Here is a 24987-nt window from a genome sequence, read left to right on the forward strand (position 1 = left end):
TAAACTGTGTGGTGACAATTAATAGCGGCGTCACATTAAACAGCGTGGGCACCGCAGTTTTTCTCCAAGCAACTAATTCATCAATTACCAACAGTGGAACCATTATTAGTACCAATGTAGGAATAGTAATAGATCAGAGGGTCGTTAGTTCTGTTATCAATACTGGCTTCATTAGGACATCTGGCGTAAGCGTTAACAACATTGCTGGAGCCACGACAATTAACAATAGCGGGAGCATTTCGAGCGACTTCATAGCTATAAGATCTGGAGTTGTAACGAATCTAATTAACACGGGCACAGTCACAGGTTCGCTAGACTCTTCCACTTGGTCCGCTGTTGATGTTGGCAGAGTAACTGCAGATGTCATAACTACATTTACAAACTACGGCGTGTTGCGCAGCTTGGGCTCAGGCTATGGAGTCTATGCGGACATCAGCAATGGGACCATCGGGACGTTCAATAACGGACAAGGTGGCAACGGCTCGGCCGCCAGTTCGACAGCGCTACGTTACTACGGCAAGCTACCCGCAAACTACAACATCATCGTCACATCCCCAACAAGATACGGGCAGCTTTCCGTAACCAGTGCTGCAGGATTAACATCAATTGGAATTTACGCTGGTGGCGTCTCCGGCGTTGCGGCATCCGTGCTTGGTGTGGGTACGTATTCGTCCGTTTTGACAGGAATTTCCGCCAGCAACATCACCGGAGCGACCACCGGAACTTATGGGTCGTACGCCTGGTCTTTGGTTAACTCCTCTGGATCAAACTGGGATCTTCTAGTCACCTCCAATAGTTCTGACGGAGGATCCAGCAACTCGACAAGCAACACCATGGCTTCAGGCGGCACCTACACACTTGCGGGCGTAGGGACGACTGTCGGTGCAGTCTTTGATGGCGGTACGTTGGTTCTTTCCTCCGGAGATTCGTCAGCTCGTGCATTCACGGTCAACTCTGGCGGTGCATTTATCCGATCTCCCAACACTGGCACAGCCACTCTGTCGGGTATCTTTTCAGGCGTTGGCGGGCTGACCTTCACGGGTTCTGGCGCCACGTTCATAAGCGGTGCGAACACCTATACAGGCGGTACGACCGTATCTTCTGGCACCCTGTCCGTTCAGGGCATCTCACCCACAGGCTTCGGTGATGTGTTTGTAGGCATCAACGGCACGCTGATGGGTACGGGTACCATCAACGGTCGATTGACCGTTGATGGTACTCTCAAGCCCGGGCACTCCCCGGGCTATCTGGCCACCACCAACGCCGTAACGATGAACACGGGCTCCACATTCCAGCAAGATATTGCCGGTGCAGTAGCCGCCACGAGCACAACGCCCATCGGCGCTACGGGCTATTACTCCGCGCTTAACATCACAGGTGGACAGTTCGTGATCAACTCTGGGGCGACGCTTACGCCGCGCCTCTCGAATCTGTTTAGCCCATCAGAGTCGGGCTACGGCAGCCCGATCTTTGTGCCAGCACTAGGTGACCGCTTCCGGGTGGTCACGGCCGATGGAGGCATATCCGGCAGGTTCTCAACGGTCTCCCAACCCGCTGAGCTCGCTGCGGGCACTCAGTTTCTGCCTTTCTACAACATGGCAGGCAGCAATAGCCTGGATCTCGCGGTGATCCCCACCTCCTATCGCACGACGCTGGCATCAAGCTCGGGTAATCAGAATGCGCAGTCCATCGGTGCAGCACTCGATCAAATGGTGAGCGCAGCCCAAGCAGCAAGGTCGAGCTCCACACAAGACGAGTTGCTCTACGAAACATCCAATCAAACAGCCACCTCCTTGCCCGGCTACACACAGAGCCTCGCGGGCGAGGTCTACGCCGCAACGGTTGCCGTCATCGCCCAGACCGTGCAGCTCGTGCAACAGGCGGTGCAGGCGCGCCTGGGCGACACAATAGGGCTTGGTCTGCCTAGGTCAATGAACAGCGCTAATGGGAACACCGCAGCAATGGGTTTGACCAACGCGCTGATTTCGGGTGGCGTGCCTACTGCTGCCATGGCCTCAAACCCGAGCGTGAATCCCGCAGCTGATGCGGCCTCTTTCTTCAACGGTAATGCCTGGGGTGAGCTCGCCTACCAAAGGGGTAACCGTAACAGTGACAGCTACTCAGGCGGCTGGACTAGCAACCTGTATCAGTTGACCTTTGGCTCAGACTTCTATGCCCAGAATGGCATGAAGCTCGGCGGGGGCTTTGCGCTCTCGAGCACTACCCTCACTCCTGTTTACGGCTCCGCTACTCTTCAACAGGGTTCGCTCTTTGCATACGGCAAGATGCCTGTTGAGGAGTATGTGCTTGATGCCATGGCAAGCGTTGGGCTCAGCGCCACTGACATCTCACGCAGCGCTGCCTCAGGACTTGCCAGTGGCTTTAGAAACAAGAATCTCTCAGGCAATGACGCAATGCTTAGCCTGGGCGTGAGTCGACCGATGGACCTGCAGGACATCCGTCTAACTCCATTTGCCCGCCTGACCTGGCAGCTGGTGACGCAGTCCGGTGTCAACGAGGGCACCACGGGCGCAGCACTCACCGTGGGCCGCTACACCGGTCAAGGCATGCGCGGTGTCTTAGGGATCGCTGCGGGCTCCAAAGCCAACAACCCGCTCACCGAGGACTTCACCTACCGCGCCTACGTCGGACTTGGCGCGGATTCCTCCGGGCTCTTAAATCCAACCTTAAACGCCTCGCTTGCAAGTTTGAGCACCAACATCGCCACACCCAAAGCCAGTACCACGTTTGTACAGGCCGGGCTCTACTGCACAGCCAAGTTTGCCGACAACGGCTACGCCTACGCAGGCATCTCGGGTGAAGCACGCACAGGCCAAACGCTGGGCACGGTCAATCTTGGGGTTAGGTTGCAGTTCTAAGGCTCACCCAGCCTGAGGGGTATAAGCGGGACTCTGCTTAATGGCTACCGCTCGCTCAAACCTGCTCACTATAGGCAGGTTTTCGAAAAGCGTAATACTACTGAGTAAGCGTATTTATCTGTATCACTCCTATTCCACCACCACTGAATTTATAGAAACCCCTGCGGTCGCGCTGGAGTTTTTGCTTTTGGGTCGCTACTTTTATACCGAGCCCATTGCTTACAGGTTGATAACGTCATTTCGAACAGGCGAAATCTCGAGCGTCTAGTTACGGGACGCTTTACGTTAAAAGAGTCGTTTTAAACAACGACTCTTATGGCCCAGATACGGGAGTCAAATATCCTGTAGGGATCGGTAAGTTATTAAAAAGTTATGTCAGTAAATTAATAAATTGAATCTAATTGTGTTTATCAACCTAGCAATACACGCCAAAGGAAAAGCATGAAAAATAAGATTTATTTGATTCTGCCTTTACTCTCGTTCTGTTTTTTTTCTAAGTTAGCAATTGCAGAAATACAAATCTTAAAAGCATCGACCATTATTACGATGGATGATAAAAATCCACGGGCCGAGGCGATTGCCTTTGATACAGTCACAAAAAAAATTACAGCGATCGGATCACTTGAAAGCATCAAGAACATTGCACCCAATGCAAAGATTAATGATCTTGGTGCAACAGTATTGATGCCTGGCTTTGTCGATCCACACAATCATCCCGTGCTCTCTGGCATTATTACCCAGGAACCCGCCTATTGGATTGCACCTTACCTGGGCTATAAAACCTGGGCAGATGTTCAAGCGAAAATTTTGAAGGCTGACAAAGAGGCTGCTCCAGGCGTCGCATTAATTTTTAACGGTCTTGATCGTCTGTTGCAAGAAGCACCGCTCCCAACACGCGAAGTTTTGGATAAATTAACGCCAAGCGGTCGGCCGATAGCCATGTTAGATAATTCGGGTCACGCCGTTTATTTCAATACAGCGACTGTAAAAGTTTTAGGTTGGAAGGACCTGAAACCACCGGCAAACCCAGTCGGTGGAAGTTATGGTCGCAATCAGGATGGCACTTCTAATGGAGTAGCCGACGAAGCTGGTGCTGAGTTGACTGTACTGCCTCCCTTATTTCCAAAAGCTGTTCCTCACCCATTGTTATCTGGCGCAAAATGGTACGCCTTGATGGCTGCTAATGGAATCACATCATCCTCTGAGCATACGTACAACAGTGGTCAGTATAAAGCGTACCAAGCTTATGCCTCCGCCCCCAATAACCCCTTAAGAATGCATGTGTATCACATGGCCGTTGATCCAGGCGCGGCAGACAAGGTCACTTGGGATGATCCTTCTATGCTGCGAAAAAATGGCATCAAGCTTTGGGCAGATGGAAGCCCTTGGCTGGGGACGGTTGCACAGAGTTTTGGCTATTTAGATAACGCCCGAACCAAACAGGCGAATATTCTCTTGGGACCACTGTTCGAAAAGGGCATGAATTACACGCGCTCACAGCTCGACCAAATGCTCGATCAATACGCGCCTATGGGCTATCAAATGTCGTTTCATTGCAATGGCGACGTTGGATTTGATGTGGTGCTCGACGCCTATGAGAATGCTTTAAATAAACACAAGCTGATTGGAACCGATCACCGCTGGCGTGTTGAGCATTTAGGTGCAGCTCGAGCCGATCAGTTTAAGCGCGCAGAGCGTCTTGGAGTCACCGTATCACTCGCGCCATTCCAATTTATCTACTGGGGTGATTTACTAGATGGCACCATGTTTAAGTCTGAATACGGCTCGCAATGGCAAGCAGCGAATGATGCATTTAAGGCAAATGTGCATACTTCGTTTCACAATGATGGCATGGTATCTCCCCCAGATACCTTGAGAAATATTCAACATATGGTGACACGCACATCAATTAATGGAAATGTGCATGGTGCAAATCAAGCAGTGACCATGGACCAAGCGCTTAAAGCATCAACCATTAATGGTGCTTACCAATTAAAGCGAGACGATATAGGATCGCTAGAGGTCGGTAAGTATGCTGATTTGGTAGAGCTTTCAGCCGACCTCACCGCCGTTAAGCCCGCTGAGATTACATCTAAAGTGAAGGTTCTAGGGACATGGATTGGTGGTCAAAAAGTTGATACTGCCAAATTTTTACAGCAAATCTCTGAAATTGATCCAAGTGAACATAAAGGTTTGGCGGAGGCGGCTTTAAAAAATTCTCATAGACATTAATCTACTACAGGTATCCTAAATTAAAGAACCATCATCAGTAAAGCTCACTCACATTGAGTCAAATAGATGATGGATTAGGTATCCTCAGTTTTGGTCGATTCCGCCCCGGGCCACCATCTGAAACTGAAAAACTCCAGCGTCCGCGCTGGGTTTTTTGCTTTTGTGGCTCTGTCACTGGCAATCTTGTCACAAGCAAATATTCGACAGCTTAAAGACGTCATTTTGAACGGACGAAACCTCGAGCGTCTAGTGACGGTAAGATTCATCTTCGATTTCGTTACCTCTTGAAACAGACTTTCAGCTAAAAATCTTTCAGAATTGAAGATCCAATCTGGAGCCCATCGTCATGTCATTACACCTACCCAGCAACCGAAACACATTATCAGAACCAAAGCCTTACAACCGTGATTCTAGCGATGAAGATGATTATCAATCAAATAGTTTTCAGATTCACCAAGATCGAGCTTGGCTGCGCGAGCAGTTACTAGCTGGTAAAAACTCACCTCTTTGCGAACCCATTACACCTGCATTCTTTGAACGCTTGAGGGCTAGGGCAAGGGGAGAGTTTTGAAATGCCGCCAAAATCTATCATCCCCCATCGTCATGCGGTTGATGATCTACTTGACGCTGTAGATTATTACCGAGAGCACGCGGGAACTTTGGTCGCCGAAAAATTCTCTTTTGAAATCGATCAAGCGCTGGAGCGGTTGAGTAAACATCCAAACATTGGGTCTCCGCGCCCAGCATTAGACTTAGACATCGAATGCATCAAATCTTGGGCGTTGAAACGTTTTCCACATCAGATCTTCTACGAAATCCAAGATAATCACGTGGAACTCTGGCGCATCCTACATCCAAGACGTGACATCACCCAGGCAATGCTATCTCGCCAACGCTTTCAATAAGGATCGCACATCTTCAAACCCAGATCGATTCCGCTCAGGGCCACCACTGAAACCATAGAAACCCCTGCTTTCATGCTGGGGTTTTTGCTTTTGTGGGGGTGTAACTGGATGTTTCGGCTGATGACTACACATTGACGAAGTTTAAGACAAATCCTAGCACTGGAACTTTACAAAAATGACCTGCAAGCGCACTTCATATCGTTGGAGGCCTCGGCGACAACACAAAGCTGCATTTATCTCCGTCAAAAATGACATTCGCCGACACACCAAATTTCTAGGTGGTCTATTTACTACATACGACTACCTTCATGGTAAAAACGGATGGATTGACTGCCTATTTCTGAGCAAAAAGCCGCAGATTTTTTACAACTGCGTGATCGATACAACAACCCATATGTTCAAAGAAAGCGTGTGGGAACTGGCATACGAACGATCCTACGCTCTGGTACCTGAGACCAATCTTTCCTTATTTGATCAAGCCACTAAAGATCCTATATCAGGCAGATGGAAATTTACACCAACAGCAGAAAAACAATTCTATGCTTTTGGGGGCCTTACTCGAAGCGAGTGGGTTAATGAAAATATTCGCATTATTGCGAATAAAAAAATCATCCAAGTTAATGAAACGGTTTCGCTGCATCATGACTACAAATTTGGAATTGGATTACATGCCACGCTTGATGTGCCCTACTTAACAATTGAGACCGTGAGCACATTCATCGAACGCTTTCTCCTTACCGAGACGGAATACCGCATCTCCAAACCAATTATCTACTGTTACGATGAAATTGAAAATTGGCATATTGAATCGAATCTAATTGCCGATTTCGTTACCTCTTGAAACAGACGTTTATCTAAAAAACATTCAGAATTGAAGGACTGCTCAGGAGTTCAATAGCCATGCCACCGCACCTACCTATTACCCAAAATACCTTATCCGAGCCAAAGCCTTACAACCGGAAAGATGCCCACGATCCTTCTTTGCAAGCAATGACGCATTTAGTACTAATATCAAAAACAAGAAAATTAGAAAATTTATGAATGGAGTAGACAATGCATCCCACTGCACTAAGCGGTATACGTGTATTGGATCTGTCACGGATCCTTGCAGGTCCCTCAGCAGCACAACTTCTCGGTGACCTTGGTGCCGATGTTGTAAAAGTGGAAAAGCCTGGCGAAGGTGATGACACTCGCAAGTGGGGTCCCCCGTTCGTGGAAGATGCTGACGGCCAGCCCACGTCTGAAAGTGCTTATTACTTATGTGCCAACAGAAACAAACGATCCATCGAAATCGACATTGCAAGTGCGGAAGGCCAAAACCTCATCATGCGCTTGCTTGAAAATGCCGATATCTTGGTTGAAAATTACAAAGTAGGTGGGCTCAGTCACTATGGTCTTGCCTATGATCAAATCAAAGAACGATTTCCCCGATTGGTGTATTGCTCAATCACGGGATTTGGACAGACAGGTCCTTACGCCACGCGCGCGGGTTACGACTTCCTGATTCAAGGCATGGGCGGGATCATGAGCTTGACCGGCGAACCGGAAGGTCAACCGATGAAGGTGGGCGTAGGAATTGCTGACGTCATGACAGGCATGTATGCAACTGTTGGCATCCTGGCAGCCTTGCGACACCGAGATCAAACAGGAAAAGGCCAACAAATTGATGTATCGCTGCTCGATACACAAGTGTCATGGCTCATCAATGCCGGCACGAGTTATCTCAATTCCAAAGAGAATCCGGTCAGGCTTGGGAATGGGCACCCAAATATCGTGCCTTATCAGGTCTTTCCGACCGCTGATGACCCAATCATTATCGCTGCAGGCAATGACAGCCAATTTACAAAACTCTGTCATATTGCCGACATCGCTACCGTTGCCGAAGACCCTAAATACGCGACTAACGTTTCTCGAGTAATGAATCGAGAGGCAGTGGTAGATATCGTCACTGCGGCCCTTCAAAAGAAATCACGCACTTACTGGCTTGCTGCCTGCGAAAAAGTGGGTGTTCCATGCGGACCCGTCAATAACCTCGAACAAGTTTTCAATGACCCGCATCTTCAACACCGTGGCGCCGAGGTTCGGATGCCCCACCCTCTTGCAGGCTCGGGGGAGGTGAGCCTGATCGCCAACCCCTTAAAACTCTCTGAAACACCAGTACAGTATAGGCAAACACCGCCCATTCGCAACCAGCACGAACAAGAGATTTTGCGTGACTGGCTCGGACAACATTGATCACATCGGCAAACATAAAAATGACTATTTTGACGCACGAACAACTCACAATCCAGGCCCAAGCACGTGAGTTAGCACAAACAGTTTTTAAAGCGACCGCAGCTCAGACCGATGCCACGGAGGCTTACCCTTGGGACAACATTGACAAGCTCAATGCAGCAGGATTTATGGGAATGACTGTGCCAAAGGAATACGGCGGTCGCGGCCTTGGCTACCTTGAAACGACACTCGTGATCGAAGAAATGGCCAAAGCCTGTGCGACCATGGGCCGCATTACGGTTGAGGCCAACATGGGCGCAATTGGTGCCATCATGGCCTATGGCACCGAAGAACAAAAGAAGATTGCCGCTGAGTGCGTGTTATCTGGCGATAAACCGGCGATCTGTATCTCTGAACCCAATGCGGGAAGTGCCGCGAGTGAAATGACGACACGCGCCGATAAAAAGGGCGATCGATACATCATCAATGGTCAAAAATACTGGATTACGGGTGGCGGCGTATCGCGCTTGCACCTGATTTTTGCGCGCGTGTTTGAGGATGGTATTGAACAAGGCATTGGTGGCTTTATCGTTGTACGTGATGGCAACGAACCCAAAGAGCTCGTCATCGCCAAACGAACACCCGCAATGGGTGTGCGCGGCATTCCTGAAACCTACGTAGACTTTATCAACCTTGAGGTACATGAATCGATGGCGTTAAAGCCACTCGGTGATTTACGTAAAGGCTTTGCTGCGCTGATGAACGCATACAACGCGCAACGAGTGGGAGCGGGAACGGTGGCGCTTGGTATCGCTGTTGGTGCCTTTGAAGAAGCTGTTCAATACAGCAAAGAGCGCAAACAATTCGGTCGATCGATTGCTGAGTTTCAAGGACTTCAGTGGATGATCGCAGATATGTCTATCGCTCTTGATGCCGCGCGGCTCATGCTTCATCGCGCTGCCAATGTGCCGGTGGGTAGCTTCCCAGATTTAAAATTAGCCGCCCAAGCCAAGATCATTGCTGCGGAAACCGCCATTAAAGTCACCAATGATTCACTGCAACTCTTTGGATCTAGTGGTTACTCACGTGAATTTGCTGCTGAACGCCACGTGCGAGATGCTCGAATGTTTACGATTGCGGGAGGTACGGCTCAGATTCTGCGGACACAAGTCGCAAGTGCTGTCTTAGGTGCAAAACTTCCACAAACGCGTGAGGGCTATGTGAAACACCCGATAGGGAAATAAAAACCAGTCCTATCAGTAAGCCCAAAATTTCTAGGCTCCGGTCGATTCCCGCCCTGAGTCACCACTGAATATATAAAGCACAAGACCCGTTTAGACGGGTCTTAGATTAAATCAACACGATTCATCAATGGAGCCCAAATGACAACATCCTCTCGCCGCAATTTTTTCAAATCCTCTGCACTGGGTGCTGCGGCCATTGTGGGAACATCAGGGACCTTGATTAACTCTGCCCAAGCTCAGGCGAGCACTGCCCGGCCAAATATTGGTCTTAAGGCAGATGAGATAACAAAAAAGTTATTTGCCGAGGACGGTTTGTCAATTCCAATTTCTGAAAAGCCTACCGTTTCAAAACTAGCAAAGGATTTAGATCGTACGATGGTACTCGGCGGTGGCGGGGAATATTACATTGCTTGGTACTGTGGCTTTTTTCACGGTCTGTATGAAGCGGGACTGGACATGGCCAACATCCCTGAAATGGTGGTTGGCACCTCTGCCGGATCTTATGTGGGCTCGTCTCTCCTTTCAGGAGAGTTTGCTCGTTTACGAACAGAGTTTGAATTTTTTGGTAAGTTTCCTGAAATCTTTGCCAAGATTGCACCCGTCTCTCAACCAAATCTCAGCCAGCAACGCGCTGACCAAATCAATATGAGTGCCACTGATGGCAGCATTGAGACACGCAAAGTCATTGGTCATGCCGCTTTAGCCGCCGATAATAAATTGAATAGTGAGCGTATTGAAAAGCTTGCTGCGTTGCTAACAGGCGACAGCAAAACAGACTGGCCGACCAATCGAATGTTCACAACAGGTGTTGACTGCTACTCAGGTGAGCGCATTGTCGTGAGTCAACAGACCGCTAGAAAAAATAATATTGCCTTGGCACACGGAGCAGCGGCAAGCAGTTCGTTACCAGGCGTTGCTGGACCAACCTTGTTGGGTCAGCGTTACGTGATGGATGGAGGTATTTGCTCAAATCCCGCCCATGTGGATTTGGTCGCTGGCTCTAAAAGAGCACTGGTGATCACGTTGACTGATGGCATAACAGGCGCAATACTGACCACCATTCCACATCCGATTGCTCAAAACATTAAGGACATTGAGGCCACAGGCACAAAGGTCAAATGGGTCGTTGCAGGCACACCTCAAGGAGTAGATCTCTTAGATCCAAAGCAGATCGCGGGGGCATTACGCACAGGCTACGCGCGAGCAAAAATCGAAGCACCAACAATCAAAGAATTCTGGGCGTAGGCTCATTGATCAATTAACAACCTTAGGAAGGACTCATGAAATCATTCATTCAGAGCTTGGCCCTTGCATGCTTTTCTTTTACTTTTGCCAATGCGTTCGCCGAGCCTCCCGTTCCTCCTTTTTATGAGTCAGTCATGCAAATGAGCCCCACTGGCAAATTGGGGCAAGTGATTAAAAAAGAGCAAATCAAAACCTCACTTAAAGGCGCGCAGGCTTGGAAGATTGCCTACATTTCATCTGATGTCGCTGGACGTCAGACGATTGCAACAGCCCTGGTGATTGCTCCTGTTGGACCCGCCCCCAAAGAAGGCAGACCCATTTTGGCATGGGCCCATGGCACAACAGGCTCGGCTCAAAACTGTGGTCCTTCCCAAATTACGGATCCAACGCGTGCACTCAACCAGTATTTCCTGATGAATGGCAACTCATGGACCGACTTCGGTATTCCAAATGGTCAAGAATTTATCAATGAAGGCTATGTCGTTGTAGCGACGGACTACCAAGGTCTTGGTGGGGGTGGGAAGCATCAGTATGCTGTGGCTGCTACGAATGGCAGAGACGTCATTAACGCTGCAAGAGCCGCCAGCTCTATGACCGAAGTCGGTGCCGGCAAAAAGACTCTTGCTTATGGCTGGTCACAGGGTGGTGGGGCAGCAATCGCAGCGGCTAGCATGCCTGACTACTTGTCACAACAAGGCACTGCGGCGGACAACCTGCAGTATCTTGGCTTTGTCGCTTTGGCGCCAGAAGATGTAGCAGCCATGCTGCCAAAGGTACCAACTGATGAGGCTGGCGCAGCCAAGCTCATGCAGGAGTTCACTGCGGCAAACGTCCCGAATGTCTTCTTATTTACCCATTTCATGATGGGTCTCTGGGGCGCTCAGGCATCCAATCCTGCTCTTAAGTTAACCGATGTGCTGACCGAGGAAGGTGCAAAGGTTGCAGATCAATTATCCAGTAATAAATGTGTTCATGTGATGGCGGATGCTTTTAACTACGCTTATGGAGACAACTACAAATCTCTGATAAAGCCCCAGGCTAGCAATACGTTGGCATGGCTCAAGACGTTTATAGATGGTAGCGTTAACCCAGTCAAACCAGTCGCACCTGTCGTGATTTACTGGGGTTCAAAAGATGTTACGGTGCCACCGGTCATGCATGAGCTGTATCAAAAGCAAATGTGCGCGATGGGTGCGAATGTCGGAAGAATTCAGCTGCCTGGCGAACAAACGCACTTTACAACTCCTGGCGTTTCTGCGCCTATGTATCTTCAGTGGGTAAAGGATCGTATTAGCGGCAAGCCATTAGCGAATGGTTGCCCAAAAGGCTAGGGCAAACGTATGGTTGAAACGACCCAAGGGATTCTACCTAGACTCAATATGACTATTTTCTTTTAGTATCGAAACCAGAAAAATAATGATGTTGCAGCAAACAACCACCCTAGCCTAATCATTGGCGGCAACACTGGTATGACGCTCAGTCAACCAGCTCTGGAGAAGTTTGATGAAACTGTTACAACGCGCAACTATCGTCATGGCTGGTGCTCTGACTCTCGGCTTGGCTGCAACCGCACACTCACAAACCGTGATGCGTAACAGTATCTCTGTTGCGCAAAATTCCCATCAAGGCGTGGGTATTGATGTGCTAGCCCAAGAAGTAGAAAAAGGCACCAACGGTCGTATCATTATTAAAAACTTTTATTCAGGTAGTCTGGGCGGAGAGCGCGAAAGCATTGAGTCCGTTCAATTAGGTACCCAAGAACTTGCTGCCAGCAGCACTGGACCTGTGCCAAACTTTGTGCCTGCCGTCCGTATTTTAGATATCCCTTTCTTATTTCGTGACAAGGCGCATGCTCGGGCCGTACTAGATGGCCCCATTGGTCAGGCCATGCTCAAAGAGTTTGATAGTAAAGGCTTCAAGGCATTGGCATGGTCTGAAAATGGCGTTCGTCATATGACAAACAGCAAGAGAGCCGTGAATGGACCGGATGACTTAAAAGGGCTCAAGATGCGCACGATGGAAAATCCCGTCCATGTCGCGGCATACAAAGGTTTCGGAATCATTACGACTCCGATGGCGTTCCCTGAGGTGTTTACCGCCCTGCAACAAGGTGTTGTCGATGGACAAGAAAATCCTCTTTCAGTCATCATGGCTTCGAAGTTTGACCAAGTACAAAAGCATATGACCTTGACGGGTCACGTTTATAGTCCTGCCATTTTTCTGATGAATAAAGCAGCCTTTGACAAACTCTCACCTGCCGATCAAAAAGTCTTTTTAGATGCAGCGAAGGTTGCCTCACAAGCTCAACGTGCACGCGTTGATCAAGACGATGCAAATGGTGTGGCAGAGTTACGCAAGAAAGGCATGTCTGTGGTGGAGAATGTTGACAAAGCCCCCTTCGTTGCCAAGCTTGCACCGGTCAATGCACAATTTGAAAAAGAATTTGGTAAAGACAAGATCGACGCAATCCGAAACTACAAGTAATTGAGTAGTATGTGACATGGGCGTAGCGCGCAAGTGCTACGCCCATTCTTTCTGGAGTCAGAATGAAACGGTTTCTGTTTGCCTTAGAAAATCTGACCACCCGGGTCTCAATGCTGGCGGCCTGCTTGATGATGGCGCTCGCCGTCACGCTCGGACTGTTCCAGGTTGTCATGCGGTTTGTGCTGGAGATCCCGGCTGAGTGGACCGAAGTCCTCATTCGCTTCAGTTTGATCTGGATGGTGTTTATGGGAATCCCCTATGCCTTTAGAGTCGGCGCAATGGTCAGCGTTGATGTACTAGCGCGCATGGTCGGTCCTCTAGGCAAGCGTATTTTTTCCTTTTTCACCTGTATCGCAGCACTCATATTAGTCGTCGCCATTATTTGGTGGGGCTGGGACTATGCCACCCGCGGACGAATGCAAAGCGTGATTGGTCTCGAAGGTGTCACCATGTTTTGGGCTTATCTGGCCTTGCCGGTTGGCGGTCTCTTTTGCATACCCGCAATAATTGCGCAGTTTTTTGATCCTAAAAACAGTGAATTAGAGGTCGCACAATGAGCATCACCATGCTGATTACGATGATGCTGTGCTTCACGCTGACGATTTCTGTCGCGGTATCGATCGGACTCGCTGCAATGTTAGGGATACAAATTGCCAACATCAACATGCTGATTTCAGTCAAAGAGATGTTCAACTCTCTGAACAAGTTTCCTTTGGCAGCGATTCCATTTTTTATTCTGGCGGGTAATCTCATGGAGACCGGCGGCATTTCGCGACGGCTCGTGGAGTTTGCAAAAAGTATTGTCGGGGGAGTGCAAGGCGGCTTACCGATGACCTGTGTGTTGACCTGCATGATTTTTGCTGCAGTGTCTGGCTCCAGCGTTGCGACAACCTTTGCCATCGGGGCCATTTTGATTCCAGCCTTAGTCAAACATGGTTATCCGACTAACTACGCTGCGGCTCTTCAAGCCACAAGCGCAGAATTAGGCGTCATTATCCCTCCTTCTATTCCTCTGATTTTGTACGGTGTGGCCGCGGAGGTTTCGATCGGTGAGTTGTTTATTGCAGGGTTTGGGCCAGGTATCTTTATCGGTGTGTCTCTCATGTTGTTTGTCCACCTGTACTGTAGATGGAAAGGCTGGGGCAAGAACGATGGTGATGGCCGACTAAGTGTGGGACGTGCGACGATTCAAGCGGCATGGGCCTTATTAATGCCAGTCATTATTTTGGGTGGTATTTATGGCGGCGTGTTCACGCCCACCGAAGCGGCTGCGGTCGCCGTTTTTTACGCACTTTTTGTTGGCATGCTGGTGTATCGCGAGATTAAGCCGCGTCAACTATTTCCGATTCTCAAGAAATCTGTCGTATCTAGTGCGGTGATTATGTTCATCATCGCCAACGCAGGCCTCTTCGCCTTTTTATTAACGCGCGCAGGTGTCCCTGGTGAAATTGGTCGCTGGCTCAGTACGGTCCTTGAATCGCCCGCCATGTTTTTACTGGGTGTCAATATTGCATTGTTTGTGATTGGCATGTTTATTGAAACCAGTGCGGCGATTCTTGTCTTGGCACCCATTTTGGTACCAGTCGCGATTCATTTTGGAGTCGATCCCGTGCACTTCGGACTGGTCATGGTGATCAACCTTGCGATGGGTATGATCACGCCCCCTTTTGGTGTGAACTTGTTTGCCGCTTGCACCATCGCACGTATCTCTCTCGATCAAATAGTGGGTCGACTCATTCCCTTTATCGTCGTGATATTTTGTTGTCTGATGGTAGTCACTTATGTTCCCTCCATATCACTGACCTTGAGGGATTTGGTTTACAAGTGAGCGCGACAGTGTCACTCCTTATTCGGCTGAGGTCCAAGGCGGCCAAACCGTCTCATTAATTCGACGGTGGCCCCATCCGCCATCAGGTCACGCTCTAAACGATACGTTTCTCCAAAAAAAGCTTGGCTGGCCTTGCGGTCATTTAGAACAGTTCTCAGGACGCCCAGCGCCGTCTCTCGGTCAAAAATGCTTTCCATATAAAGCACTCTTGCGCCAGCGGAGCCGGGACCGAACGCGTATACAAAATATTGGAACTGCAGATTACCTTCGCGGGCTGTCTTCGGACCGGTAATCACCGCAATCGCCTTTTCGAATTCTCCGGGTTTCAGTTTTTGACTGAGTGCGTGCACAGCTTGATCAAGCGCTTCAATCTGCACATTGGCAGCATCTGCGGCATTGGCGAGAAGGAGCGGCGCGAGAGTGCGAGAGTAGAGGGTGACTGTCGCGCTGTCGGTATTTTCTCGCATCAAAATTTCTTCGAGATAGGTCCGTGACAGTGACAGGATATTCTGCTGACGGGCTTTTTGTATCTCGGTGAATGACGCGCTGCCCAGATCTGCCTCGGCACTGTTTACCTGCTTGAGCAACATCCTCAACCTTTCTATCCAACGCTGATCCGTTGGATTCTCAAGCAACCCCACAGACGCCGAGAACACGCCAAGAGGAAGATGCGAAAGGGACTTTAAATAATGATAAAGGGGCGGCGAATACGGTAAAGAGCCTAAATCCTCACCCCTGATCAACGTCACGGTGTCCGTCACCAGAAAGACTGGTTGGTCACTCTTTAATGCAAGGGATCTTGCGGCTGCATAAGACTCTCGAGCGGCCACATTAAGATCATTAAACAAGGAAGGCGCTGGTTCCTGAGCAAATGCTGGCAGAATCAAGGCAAAAAAGATTGAAATAGTTCTTAGTGTGATTCTGCGCATGTCGACTCCAACATCAAAGTGAATAGATTGGTCTGAAATCTCTAAACAATGAGTATTGCATTCAACTCCCTGATGCGCTCATCTAAATAGTAGCCGCCGTATTCTGTGTAGTGCAGAAATGTTCTCTTGCAACCTGAGCACTGGAGAACATCTGAGCGGTCATAGGGATGATGTTGTATGGAAATTGGGGCCTCTTCAGACCAAAGATTCGTGCCACCTGGGTGATACTCATCCCAATTTTCCTCCGCACCTTCATTCTTCAGTGTCCCCAATACTTTCAGTTTCTTATGATTGAAATATCCAGGCACCGACATCCATCCCGGACAAGATAGTGATGAGCACTCTGTGCAAGCCCCAGAAGCCTTGGGTGACAGTGCGATATCTAGCAACTGTTCTCTATTTAGTTTTTTAATCACTTAGGTTGACACTCGAATAAGCAAAGGATACTTAGAAGGTTATTCATTGGAGCTCACCGGTCCATTATCATTGAATGCTGTCATTCCCGAACCTCCTGGCACGATTCATCATTTAAACATTGACAATGCCCAGGTTACACTTTAGTATTAAAGTACCATTGAATATGGCCCGTGATGACACCCTGTCATTCGCCACTTCTTTCTTTAGCTTGATTCAAATGATATGAATCAAGCTCCAAATTTTTCCCCTCACAGAAAGACAATCTGTCACCAATCGCTTATCCCGGCGAAATGACTGATTCGCACTTTATTCATCCTCTCAATCATTCAAGTCACTTGATCTTGGTAATTATTTTTGGGCGTTCACCTCCATGAAACGCTTAGATCTAAGCGCTTGTGTCTATGTGCAATCAAAGTTAGTCAACAGGAGTTGCGTATGTTTGGTATTTTTAAATTTATCTGGTTAATGATGACCGCATTCATTGGTTTACTGAGCGTAGACCGTAATGCACTCGTCCGTGTGCCGAACGAAACGAAGTATTTGGCAATGATCATGCTCAGTTGTTTCTGGTGTTTAGCCTTTGGTTTGTATATGGGAGAACTATTTTTTATTGGCTACAACATGATCGGGCATGTGCTACTCATCACTATGTGTTTTGTCACGTGGATGACATTTCGTGCCTACCGCACTCGTCAAACTCCTTATGTCAAGCGAGGCGAAAACTTTCTCCGCATGCCAGATCGTTCAAGCAGATGCGATGACCTGAGTGACGAGCGAAGGTTAGAACTTGCCAAAAATATGAGTTGATTGAGCGATAAGATATTTTAAAAATTGAAACTAATTTTTAAACCCCAGCTTTCAAACTGGGGTTTTTTCTTTTGTGCTTTGTTTTTATGTTGCAGCGACTCGGACACGTTAATATTCTTTGAATCTAAATCGGAAAGAATATGCAGCATTTACGGAACTATCCCAATGGAAATTAAGGTCAACTTTCTCGACAAACTCCGTCTCGAGGCCAAGTTTGATGACTTTACGGTCATCGCTGACCAACCCATTCGCTACAAAGGCGATGGTTCAGCTCCGGGGCCTTTCGATTATTTTCTGGCGTCCTCCGCTTTATGTGCCGCTTATTTTGTGAAGCTGTATTGCGACACGCGAAATATTTCTACTGAAAATATCCGTCTCTCGCAAAATAATATCGTTGATCCAGAAAATCGTTACCAGCAGATTTTCAAAATTCAGGTGGAGCTACCTGAAGATATCTCTGACCATGACCGTCAGGGTATTTTGCGATCGATTGAACGTTGTACGGTAAAAAAAGTGGTGCAGGCTGGTCCAGAGTTTGTGATCGAAATGGTCAAGAACCTCGACGCTGATGCGCAGGCCTTATTGACATTGAACTCCACCTCTGATGCGAGCACCTTTATTGTTGGCAAGGATCTCCCCCTAGAGGAAACGATTGCCAACATGTCAAGGCTGTTAGCCAGCCTTGGTATCAAAATTGAAATTGCGTCTTGGCGCAACCTCATCCCCAACGTCTGGTCCTTGCACATCCGAGATGCGCACTCCCCCATGTGCTTTACCAATGGGAAGGGCTCGACAAAGGAAAGTGCCTTGGCCTCAGCCTTGGGTGAGTATATCGAGCGACTGAGCAACAACCATTTTTATGCAGGCGCATTTTGGGGTGAAGACATCGCCAACGCAGCGTTTGTTCATTACCCGAATGAACGCTGGTTTAAGCCCGGCAAGGGTGATGCGCTGCCAAAAGAAATTCTGGATGCTTACTGCCTGAAAATTTTTAATCCCGATGGCGAATTGCGTGGCTCTCATTTAATTGATACCAACTCAGGCAATGTGCAACGCGGCATCTGTGCACTCCCTTATGTCCGTCAATCCGATGGTGCGACGGTTTATTTTCCTTCCAATTTGATTGAAAACCTCTATGTCAGTAATGGCATGAGTGCTGGAAACACCTTGGCCGAAGCACAGGTGCAATGTCTTTCCGAGATTTTCGAGCGCGCAGTAAAACGAGATATCTTAGAAGGTGAGATTGCATTACCCGATGTTCCGCATGAGGTGCTTGCAAAATATCCAGGCATTTTGGCTGGCATCCAAGAGCTTGAACAACAGGGCTATCCGGTTTTGGTCAAGGATGCTTCGCTAGGAGGCGTCTATCCTGTCATGTGCGTGACCTTGATGAACCCCCGAACAGGCGGAGTATTTGCGTCCTTTGGCGCACATCCAAGCTTGGAAGTGGCCTTGGAACGCAGTTTGACAGAGCTGCTGCAGGGACGAAGCTTAGAGGGGCTGAACGATTTGCCACCACCCACTTTTGCAAGTGAAGCTGTGACCGAGCCCAATAATTTTGTCGAGCATTTTATTGACTCTAGTGGCATTGTCTCTTGGCGCTTTTTTAGCGCGCGGTCAGACTACGCATTTGTTGAGTGGGATTTCTCTGGCGAAGGTCAGCACTCTAACGCCCAAGAGGCGGCGGCCTTGTTTGGCATTCTCGCAGACATGGGTAAAGAAGCCTATGTTGCGATTTATGACCAACTGGGTGCGATTGCTTGTCGCATCTTGGTACCTGACTATTCTGAGGTCTATCCAATCGAAGATCTAGTTTGGGATAATACCAATCAGGCGTTGCTCTTCCGTGGTGATATTTTGAATCTGCACACACTCAATAATAAAGAGTTGTTGGCGTTACTTGAGCGTTTAGAGAATACAGAGCTAGATGAGTATGGTGACATCGCGACATTGATCGGCATAGAATTTGACGAGAATACGCCCTGGGGTCAACTCACAGTGCTGGAGCTCAAGCTATTAATTCAGCTGGCTTTGCAGCGCTTTGAGCAAGCGCATGAATCGGTCGCTGCCTTTTTACAATACAACGACAATACGGTTGATCGAAAATTGTTTTATCAGGCCATGAATGCTGTGCTCGAAATACGGCTTGATGATGAACTAGCGCTTGAGGACTATATCGTCAATTTCCGTCGTATGTTCGGCAATGAGAGGATGGATGCGGTGCTGGGATCCGTGGATGGTAGTATGAAATTTTACGGTTTAATGCCCACTAGCTTAAAACTTGAGGGACTCGACAGGCATCATCGATTGCTTGATAGCTACAAAAAACTACATGCTGCTCGTTCCAAAGCTGCAGTTGCAACCAACTAGATTCAGTGAGAAAGCATGAATTTTCAATACGATAAAAGATTTTTATTTTCAGGCCTAATAATGTTTATGCTTGGTTTATTAGCGCCGATTTATTCACCCTATGCCTTAGCCAAGATTGGATTATTACAAGCGCATCTGATCGGCGCAGTACAAGCCTTAGTTTTCTTTTCTTTTGCGTGGATGTGGCCACAATTATCTTTACCAGGCCTTACAAAAAAAATAGCGACGATTTCTCTTTATTTATCATTATGGGCTAACTGGATTGGCACACTCTTTGTTGGTATCTTTGGCGCAGGCAAGGAGCAATACATTGTCAATCAGGATCTTGTTCCGGGCGCTACGGGCTTCTGGAATCTGGCCACTCTTTTGCTGATTAATTTGTCCCAACTCGCAGTTCTAGCTATTCTTTTGGCAATTATTGGCCTCATAAATTGTTCATGGACCAATAGCAAAGTAAAAGTCGTCAACTTGATATCCTTAGTATTATTTATTGGTCTTTTTCTACTGAGCTTGTTTCAAACCTTCAACCCTCAATATTCAAATGGCTAGGACGGTGAGAATCGAGAGACCTTAACTGATTGATCCATACTGACCTGTAACACCAATGCGCTCAAACTAGGAGTTCACGCATGCGATTCAAAATCTGGTTTGTCATACTTTCATTTCTCGGTACGACCGTTGCACAAGCCTGCACCTCGATCGTTTTGAGTGGTACAGATAATGGACGAGTCTATGCGCGGACGATGGAGTTCGGCATTCCATTGAAGTCTGCCGTTCTCATCACACCCAGAGGTTATGCCTTTAAAGGTGTCGGTATTGATGGTGTGCCCGGATCAGGCAAAAACTGGACATCAAAATACGCAGTGATCGGTGCAAACGCTTTTGGTCTGCCTGTTTATGTAGACGGTCTCAATGAAGCGGGTCTCGCAGGCGGGCTTCTCAACGCACCCAATACTGCTCAATATCAAAATCCTAAACAAGACCAATCTACTCACAGCATTGCGTCTCAACAGTTGTTGATTTATGCGTTGACTAATTTCGCGAATGTTGCTGAAGTTAAAGATGCGCTTCCAAAAACGTTTGTGAATAGCTCACCACTCAAAGAGTGGGGGGGTGTTGCCAAATCACGCATGACCTTGCATGATGCCTCAGGTGCAAGTCTGGTGGTTGAGTACCTGGACGGCAAGCTCGTCATGACCGATAACGCAATTGGCACTATGACCAATGACCCTGCGTTCGCATGGCACTTACAAAATATTGGCAACTATGCAAACCTGAGTGGTACGGATAAAAAACCGATGACATTTAATGGTCAGAAGTTTATGGCTGCGAGTTCCGGTAACGGCTTACACGGTCTGCCTGGCAGCTTTTTAAGTCCCGATCGATTTATCCGTGCCTCAATGCTTGTGATGAGTACGCCCCCTGCAGCATCTGATGTCCAAGAGCGTAGGGCCTGGCACATTATGAATAACTTTGATATTCCATTTGGTGCGATCCATCTGGATAGCTCAAGCGGCTATGGTGGTGGTGTGAACTCGTATGAGTACACAGAGTGGACGGTTGTTGCGAACCTTAAAACAAAAACATACAACATTCGCTCATTTGAAAATCCGGGTGTTTTAACCGTAGGCTTTACAGAAATGGACATAAACAGTAAAAACCTCAGATCAATCCCATTGCTAAAGTAAGTCATGCATACAGACCACACTCATTTCACTTCAGTCAATTTGTATTGATGTAGGGATTCGTTCTTGTCCATGCTACTTGTGCTCGCATTTTTCCTAAATACGTTTTTGATGAGTGCAACAATTTTGTTGCACTACGAGTCGCTTTTTTACCTCGACAAAACCCTTAAACGTATTAGCCATATCAAGCCAAGATTTAAAGTGCTCATCGGTGTCGGAATTATTTTTTTGACGCACGTAATAGAAATCTGGCTGTTCGGGTTCGGATTTTTTCTGTCCTTACAGATTGATGGAATGGGTCAACTTGTCGGCCAAACAAACAATTTATTTTTAGATTGTGTGTACTTTTCTTTTATTACCTACACGACAGTCGGCTATGGTGATCTTGTTGCTCAAGGTACGATTCGCTATCTGACAGGCGTTGAAGCACTCACAGGTCTGATCTTAATTACCTGGTCTGCATCATTTCTGTTCATCGAAATGCAGCGTTATTGGTCTGACGAAAAAAGAAAATAACAATTTCCACTTATTCCTCACAGATCTAGTCCCTCTTTTAATTGAATTGAATTGAATTGAATATGAAACTTAAAGTGCCGGTTAGTTTTATAGTTTTGATGTTTTCAACTCTAATGGTGCATGCTCAGATGCCCGACTGGAAAGAAGGCAGTGGTACCGTAGCGTGTGGATATGCAAAGTCAAAACCTCGACCTGGCAAATCACCCGATCAACCTGGCTACATCCAAGATGTGCCATTTCCCATTTATTCACAGCCCGGCGATACCAATCCAAAAGTTGTTGTCACTGAACAAAAAGCCAATGGTGTTTTTTTGTTAGGTATTGCGAAAACTGGCATTTGGATCAAAGTGCGCGCTGCAGGCTCCAATAACCCTCTTTTTAAAGCTGGGCAGTTTGTTGGCTACGTCAAAGAAGCCGACCTGGAATGGGGTGCGCTTAGAAACTGCAGCTAGTCTTTATGCTGCGCCTTGAGTCAGCCAGGCAGTGATCGAGTCAGTGCGGTAATTACTGACTCGTTTTCTGCTGCCCCCCCAAACTCTTTAAGCAACTCTTCACGCTGAGCGATTTCAAACTCACTAAATAAAAAGCCTGGCGCGACCGCACAACTCACCAAGCAAAATGAATCTTCATTTTTTGGCTTCGAAGCAAACCAAGTGTTTGCAGGAATAGTTGCTTGAAGATTCATTGACTCCATGCCAACCTGAGTCGTTTGAAGCGTTTTATTTTTATCAAAATAATAGACAAGCAAATCGCAGCCCAAATGGTAGAACCAACTTTCATCAGATTGAATTCGATGCCACGCTGAAAAATCTGTTCCCGACAAAAGATAGTAGATGGTGGTGTACGCGCTTTTATCCTCTAGGGTATTAATGTCCTTGATGAATTTTTCTGAGCGATGCATCTCTCTAAAGAAGCCACCCTCGGGGTGCGGCTGGAGGTTGAGGCGCTCGATGATGCGGTTAAATTGGTTCATGATTTCTTATTTACGTTAAAAAATTAAATAAATTATTCCGACCAATAGCGACATTTTTTCGTGGATGAGCGTGAAACTGAAACTATCCCCATAAACTCTGAATGAAGATTTTTATCCATAGTCACATTCGAGAAAATTATCATGAACACTCTCATTCGCTTTGCAAGTATTGCTTGCCTGTCAGTCTCACTATTTTCCGTCGCTCAAGCAGCTCAGACCTTTAGTATCATGCAAGAAAAACCTCAGATTCAACACGTTGACATTGGCGCACCGGGCATGTCCCATGGCGACTTGCTAGCCTTCGAGGCACCTTTCTCAACCAAAGATGGCAAAAAGGGCACGATGAGCGGACTCATCACTACGGTATCGTTACCTACTGGTGCCGGCGATGAGTTTTTAGATCGGATTGGCACAATCGTATTTGATTTTGGAGGTGTTGATTCTTTGGTCGTGATTGGTAAATCATTGTACGGCTCCGGACAAGGCGAAATGAAGGATCTCGCCACTCAAGTTAGAGCCATTACCGGCGGAACGGGTCGCTTTATCGGTGCAAGAGGTCAGATTTCAACTACACGCAAGCCTGATGGCTTGTATGAACACATGATTCAGATAGTTGACTGATTCAGTCGTAGCATGATCCGATTTTCTCTTGGATAGCATAAGATAAGTTAAGTCTGACTCTATCCAAGGAAGCATCATGATCAGCATGTTTGATGAAGCGGAACAAAACCCGAAACTGTCTGACAGTGAGTTTGCGCGCATTGAGGAGCCCCTTCGCATTCAACTGCTTAATGAACAATACCGCCACCTCAAGCTCAAAGATCGTGCTTTAGTCATTGTAGTGGCCGGCATTGATGGCGCTGGCAAGGGCGATACCGTTAATTTATTGAACGAATGGCTTGATCCACGACATGTTCGCACGCTGGCGTTCGCAGACCCAAGCGCGGAAGAGAAAGCCTACCCTCTTGTTAGAAGACTTTGGCTGGGCATTCCACCAAAAGGTACGGTTGGTATCTTGTTTGGCGCGGGATACACCCCACTTTTAAAAGAGATCGCTAAAAAGAAATCTAATCCTGACAAGCTTGAGTCAATGATTAGTGCAATCAAAAAGTTTGAAGATACGCTGATCGCTAACGACGTTCAAATCATCAAACTTTGGTTTCATATGTCTCAAGACGCACAGCGTGCGCGGACAGAACAATTGATGGCCAACCCTTCGACTGCTTGGTTAGTGGGGAAAAATTACGAGAAAGTATTTAAACACTTTGATCGTGCCAGACAAGCGGGTCAGCGTGTGATTGAAGCTACTGATGCCGCACATTCTCCTTGGGTGATTGTGCCTAGCGCAGATAACAACATGCGTATTGTGAGAACGGCACAAGCCGTTTTGGCTGCATTCAAAAAGGGCGCGATCAAAGTTGCACCCTCTCATGATCCTGCCGCACCGACTAAACGCCAACCCAAGCACTCACGTTTTGATTCGCTCGATTTTGCAGCCAGCATCAACAAGGAAACCTACGAGCAAGAATTGATTCATTGGCAAAACAGACTGGCCATTGCCGTTCGCGACAAAGGCTTTAAAAAGAAATCACTTGTTCTGGTCTTTGAAGGACAAGATGCTGCAGGTAAAGGAGGTGCAATTCGACGCGTTACACATGCTTTGGATGCACGTCAATATCGCACTGTTCCGGTCGCTGCGCCCCGCCCTTTTGAAATGGATCGTCCCTATCTGTGGCGTTTTTGGCGCAATGTACCGAGCCGCGGGAGAATTACTATTTTTGATCGCTCTTGGTACGGGCGCGTGCTGGTCGAGCGGGTCGAAGGCTACGCCAAGCGGTCCGCATGGCAACGCGCATATCAAGAAATCAATGAATTTGAAAATCAGCTCATCAATCACGGTGCAATGGTGTTGAAATTTTGGCTGGCTGTCACGCCTGAAGAGCAACTTTCTCGCTTTAAAGCACGGGAGCACTCTCCTTATAAAAATTTTAAGATCACCCCCGAGGACTGGCGAAATCGTCGTCAGTGGCCAGCCTATTCGAAGGCCGCCGAGGAGATGTTTGCCAAAACTGATACGCCGCTAGCGCCCTGGCATATTTTGTCTGCAAACGACAAACGTCATGCAAGACTTGAAGTCATCAAGAGAATTACCAAGGCTGTTGAAGAGTCTTGATCATCCGGCACAGGGTCTTTGCCAATTGTTAAATATTGCTTTAACCGTTACTGTAATCTGCGATCAAGGTATTTTCTATCGCTCCC

General features: G+C 47.7%; 21 protein-coding genes. 19 read left to right on the plus strand and 2 right to left on the minus strand.

Annotated features, from left to right (window positions below; genetic code table 11):
* Positions 1 to 389: 389 nt before the first annotated feature.
* The 11 genes from WBJ47_RS04090 to WBJ47_RS04140 all read left to right on the plus strand — a co-directional run bounded on the left by WBJ47_RS04090 (position 390) and on the right by WBJ47_RS04140 (position 15031).
* Positions 390 to 2879, plus strand: a complete 2490-nt coding sequence (locus tag WBJ47_RS04090; RefSeq protein WP_422243660.1) for an autotransporter outer membrane beta-barrel domain-containing protein — start codon at positions 390 to 392, stop codon at positions 2877 to 2879.
* A 441-nt stretch (positions 2880 to 3320) separates the two neighbouring features.
* Positions 3321 to 5111, plus strand: a complete 1791-nt coding sequence (locus WBJ47_RS04095) for an amidohydrolase (RefSeq protein ID WP_422243661.1) — start codon at positions 3321 to 3323, stop codon at positions 5109 to 5111.
* Positions 5112 to 5683: 572 nt separating this feature from the next.
* Positions 5684 to 6016 carry a type II toxin-antitoxin system RelE/ParE family toxin gene (locus WBJ47_RS04100; protein ID WP_422243662.1) on the plus strand — a complete coding sequence of 111 codons (333 nt, stop codon included), beginning with the start codon at positions 5684 to 5686 and terminating at the stop codon, positions 6014 to 6016.
* Between the two features lie 175 nt (positions 6017 to 6191).
* Positions 6192 to 6857 (plus strand): hypothetical protein, encoded by a 666-nt coding sequence (locus tag WBJ47_RS04105; RefSeq protein ID WP_422243663.1) that lies wholly within the window; start codon positions 6192 to 6194, stop codon positions 6855 to 6857.
* Between the two features lie 212 nt (positions 6858 to 7069).
* Entirely contained in the window at positions 7070 to 8251 is a 1182-nt protein-coding gene (locus tag WBJ47_RS04110; protein WP_422243664.1) for a CaiB/BaiF CoA transferase family protein, read from the plus strand.
* 20 nt (positions 8252 to 8271) lie between these two features.
* Entirely contained in the window at positions 8272 to 9474 is a 1203-nt protein-coding gene (gene acdA / locus WBJ47_RS04115; RefSeq protein ID WP_422243665.1) for a 3-sulfinopropanoyl-CoA desulfinase, read from the plus strand.
* A 138-nt stretch (positions 9475 to 9612) separates the two neighbouring features.
* Positions 9613 to 10719, plus strand: a complete 1107-nt coding sequence (locus WBJ47_RS04120; protein ID WP_422243666.1) for a patatin-like phospholipase family protein — start codon at positions 9613 to 9615, stop codon at positions 10717 to 10719.
* 35 nt (positions 10720 to 10754) lie between these two features.
* Positions 10755 to 12050, plus strand: coding sequence for an alpha/beta hydrolase (locus WBJ47_RS04125; protein WP_422243667.1), 1296 nt, complete (start codon positions 10755 to 10757; stop codon positions 12048 to 12050).
* Between the two features lie 202 nt (positions 12051 to 12252).
* The gene (locus tag WBJ47_RS04130) at positions 12253 to 13203 is read left to right on the plus strand and encodes a TRAP transporter substrate-binding protein (protein ID WP_422243767.1); all 951 of its coding nucleotides are present in this window, start codon (positions 12253 to 12255) and stop codon (positions 13201 to 13203) included.
* A gap of 62 nt (positions 13204 to 13265) precedes the next feature.
* Positions 13266 to 13760 (plus strand): TRAP transporter small permease, encoded by a 495-nt coding sequence (locus WBJ47_RS04135; RefSeq protein ID WP_422243668.1) that lies wholly within the window; start codon positions 13266 to 13268, stop codon positions 13758 to 13760.
* A complete protein-coding gene (locus tag WBJ47_RS04140) occupies positions 13757 to 15031 on the plus strand; it encodes a TRAP transporter large permease (protein WP_422243669.1) in 1275 nt (424 codons plus the stop codon). The genes WBJ47_RS04135 and WBJ47_RS04140 overlap by 4 nt, the downstream gene beginning before the upstream one ends.
* A gap of 11 nt (positions 15032 to 15042) precedes the next feature.
* On the opposite strand, the gene WBJ47_RS04145 is transcribed toward WBJ47_RS04140, so the two are convergent.
* Positions 15043 to 15960, minus strand: a complete 918-nt coding sequence (locus WBJ47_RS04145) for a hypothetical protein (protein ID WP_422243670.1) — start codon at positions 15958 to 15960, stop codon at positions 15043 to 15045.
* A gap of 852 nt (positions 15961 to 16812) precedes the next feature.
* On the opposite strand from WBJ47_RS04145, the gene WBJ47_RS04150 reads away from it, so the two are divergent.
* The 6 genes from WBJ47_RS04150 (at position 16813) to WBJ47_RS04175 (ending at position 22207) form a co-directional block, all read left to right on the plus strand.
* On the plus strand, positions 16813 to 17184 hold the full coding sequence (locus WBJ47_RS04150; RefSeq protein ID WP_422243671.1) for a hypothetical protein: 372 nt from the start codon (positions 16813 to 16815) through the stop codon (positions 17182 to 17184).
* A gap of 165 nt (positions 17185 to 17349) precedes the next feature.
* Positions 17350 to 19554 carry an OsmC domain/YcaO domain-containing protein gene (locus WBJ47_RS04155; protein WP_422243672.1) on the plus strand — a complete coding sequence of 735 codons (2205 nt, stop codon included), beginning with the start codon at positions 17350 to 17352 and terminating at the stop codon, positions 19552 to 19554.
* Between the two features lie 15 nt (positions 19555 to 19569).
* Positions 19570 to 20103, plus strand: a complete 534-nt coding sequence (locus WBJ47_RS04160) for a hypothetical protein (RefSeq protein ID WP_422243673.1) — start codon at positions 19570 to 19572, stop codon at positions 20101 to 20103.
* A gap of 80 nt (positions 20104 to 20183) precedes the next feature.
* On the plus strand, positions 20184 to 21242 hold the full coding sequence (locus WBJ47_RS04165; protein WP_422243674.1) for a linear amide C-N hydrolase: 1059 nt from the start codon (positions 20184 to 20186) through the stop codon (positions 21240 to 21242).
* A gap of 108 nt (positions 21243 to 21350) precedes the next feature.
* The gene (locus WBJ47_RS04170; protein WP_424585621.1) at positions 21351 to 21755 is read left to right on the plus strand and encodes a potassium channel family protein; all 405 of its coding nucleotides are present in this window, start codon (positions 21351 to 21353) and stop codon (positions 21753 to 21755) included.
* 98 nt (positions 21756 to 21853) lie between these two features.
* The gene (locus WBJ47_RS04175; RefSeq protein WP_422243675.1) at positions 21854 to 22207 is read left to right on the plus strand and encodes a hypothetical protein; all 354 of its coding nucleotides are present in this window, start codon (positions 21854 to 21856) and stop codon (positions 22205 to 22207) included.
* A 20-nt stretch (positions 22208 to 22227) separates the two neighbouring features.
* On the opposite strand, the gene WBJ47_RS04180 is transcribed toward WBJ47_RS04175, so the two are convergent.
* Complete coding sequence (locus WBJ47_RS04180) at positions 22228 to 22728, minus strand: cupin domain-containing protein (protein ID WP_422243676.1); 501 nt, start codon at positions 22726 to 22728, stop codon at positions 22228 to 22230.
* 141 nt (positions 22729 to 22869) lie between these two features.
* Between WBJ47_RS04180 and WBJ47_RS04185 the strand changes: the two genes are divergently transcribed.
* On the plus strand, positions 22870 to 23349 hold the full coding sequence (locus WBJ47_RS04185; RefSeq protein ID WP_422243677.1) for a hypothetical protein: 480 nt from the start codon (positions 22870 to 22872) through the stop codon (positions 23347 to 23349).
* A gap of 76 nt (positions 23350 to 23425) precedes the next feature.
* Positions 23426 to 24901, plus strand: a complete 1476-nt coding sequence (gene pap, locus WBJ47_RS04190; RefSeq protein ID WP_422243678.1) for a polyphosphate:AMP phosphotransferase — start codon at positions 23426 to 23428, stop codon at positions 24899 to 24901.
* Positions 24902 to 24987 lie beyond the last annotated feature (86 nt).

Origin of the sequence: Zwartia sp. (assembly GCF_049655405.1) — a bacterium.
Classification (GTDB): Bacteria; Pseudomonadota; Gammaproteobacteria; order Burkholderiales; family Burkholderiaceae_B; genus Zwartia.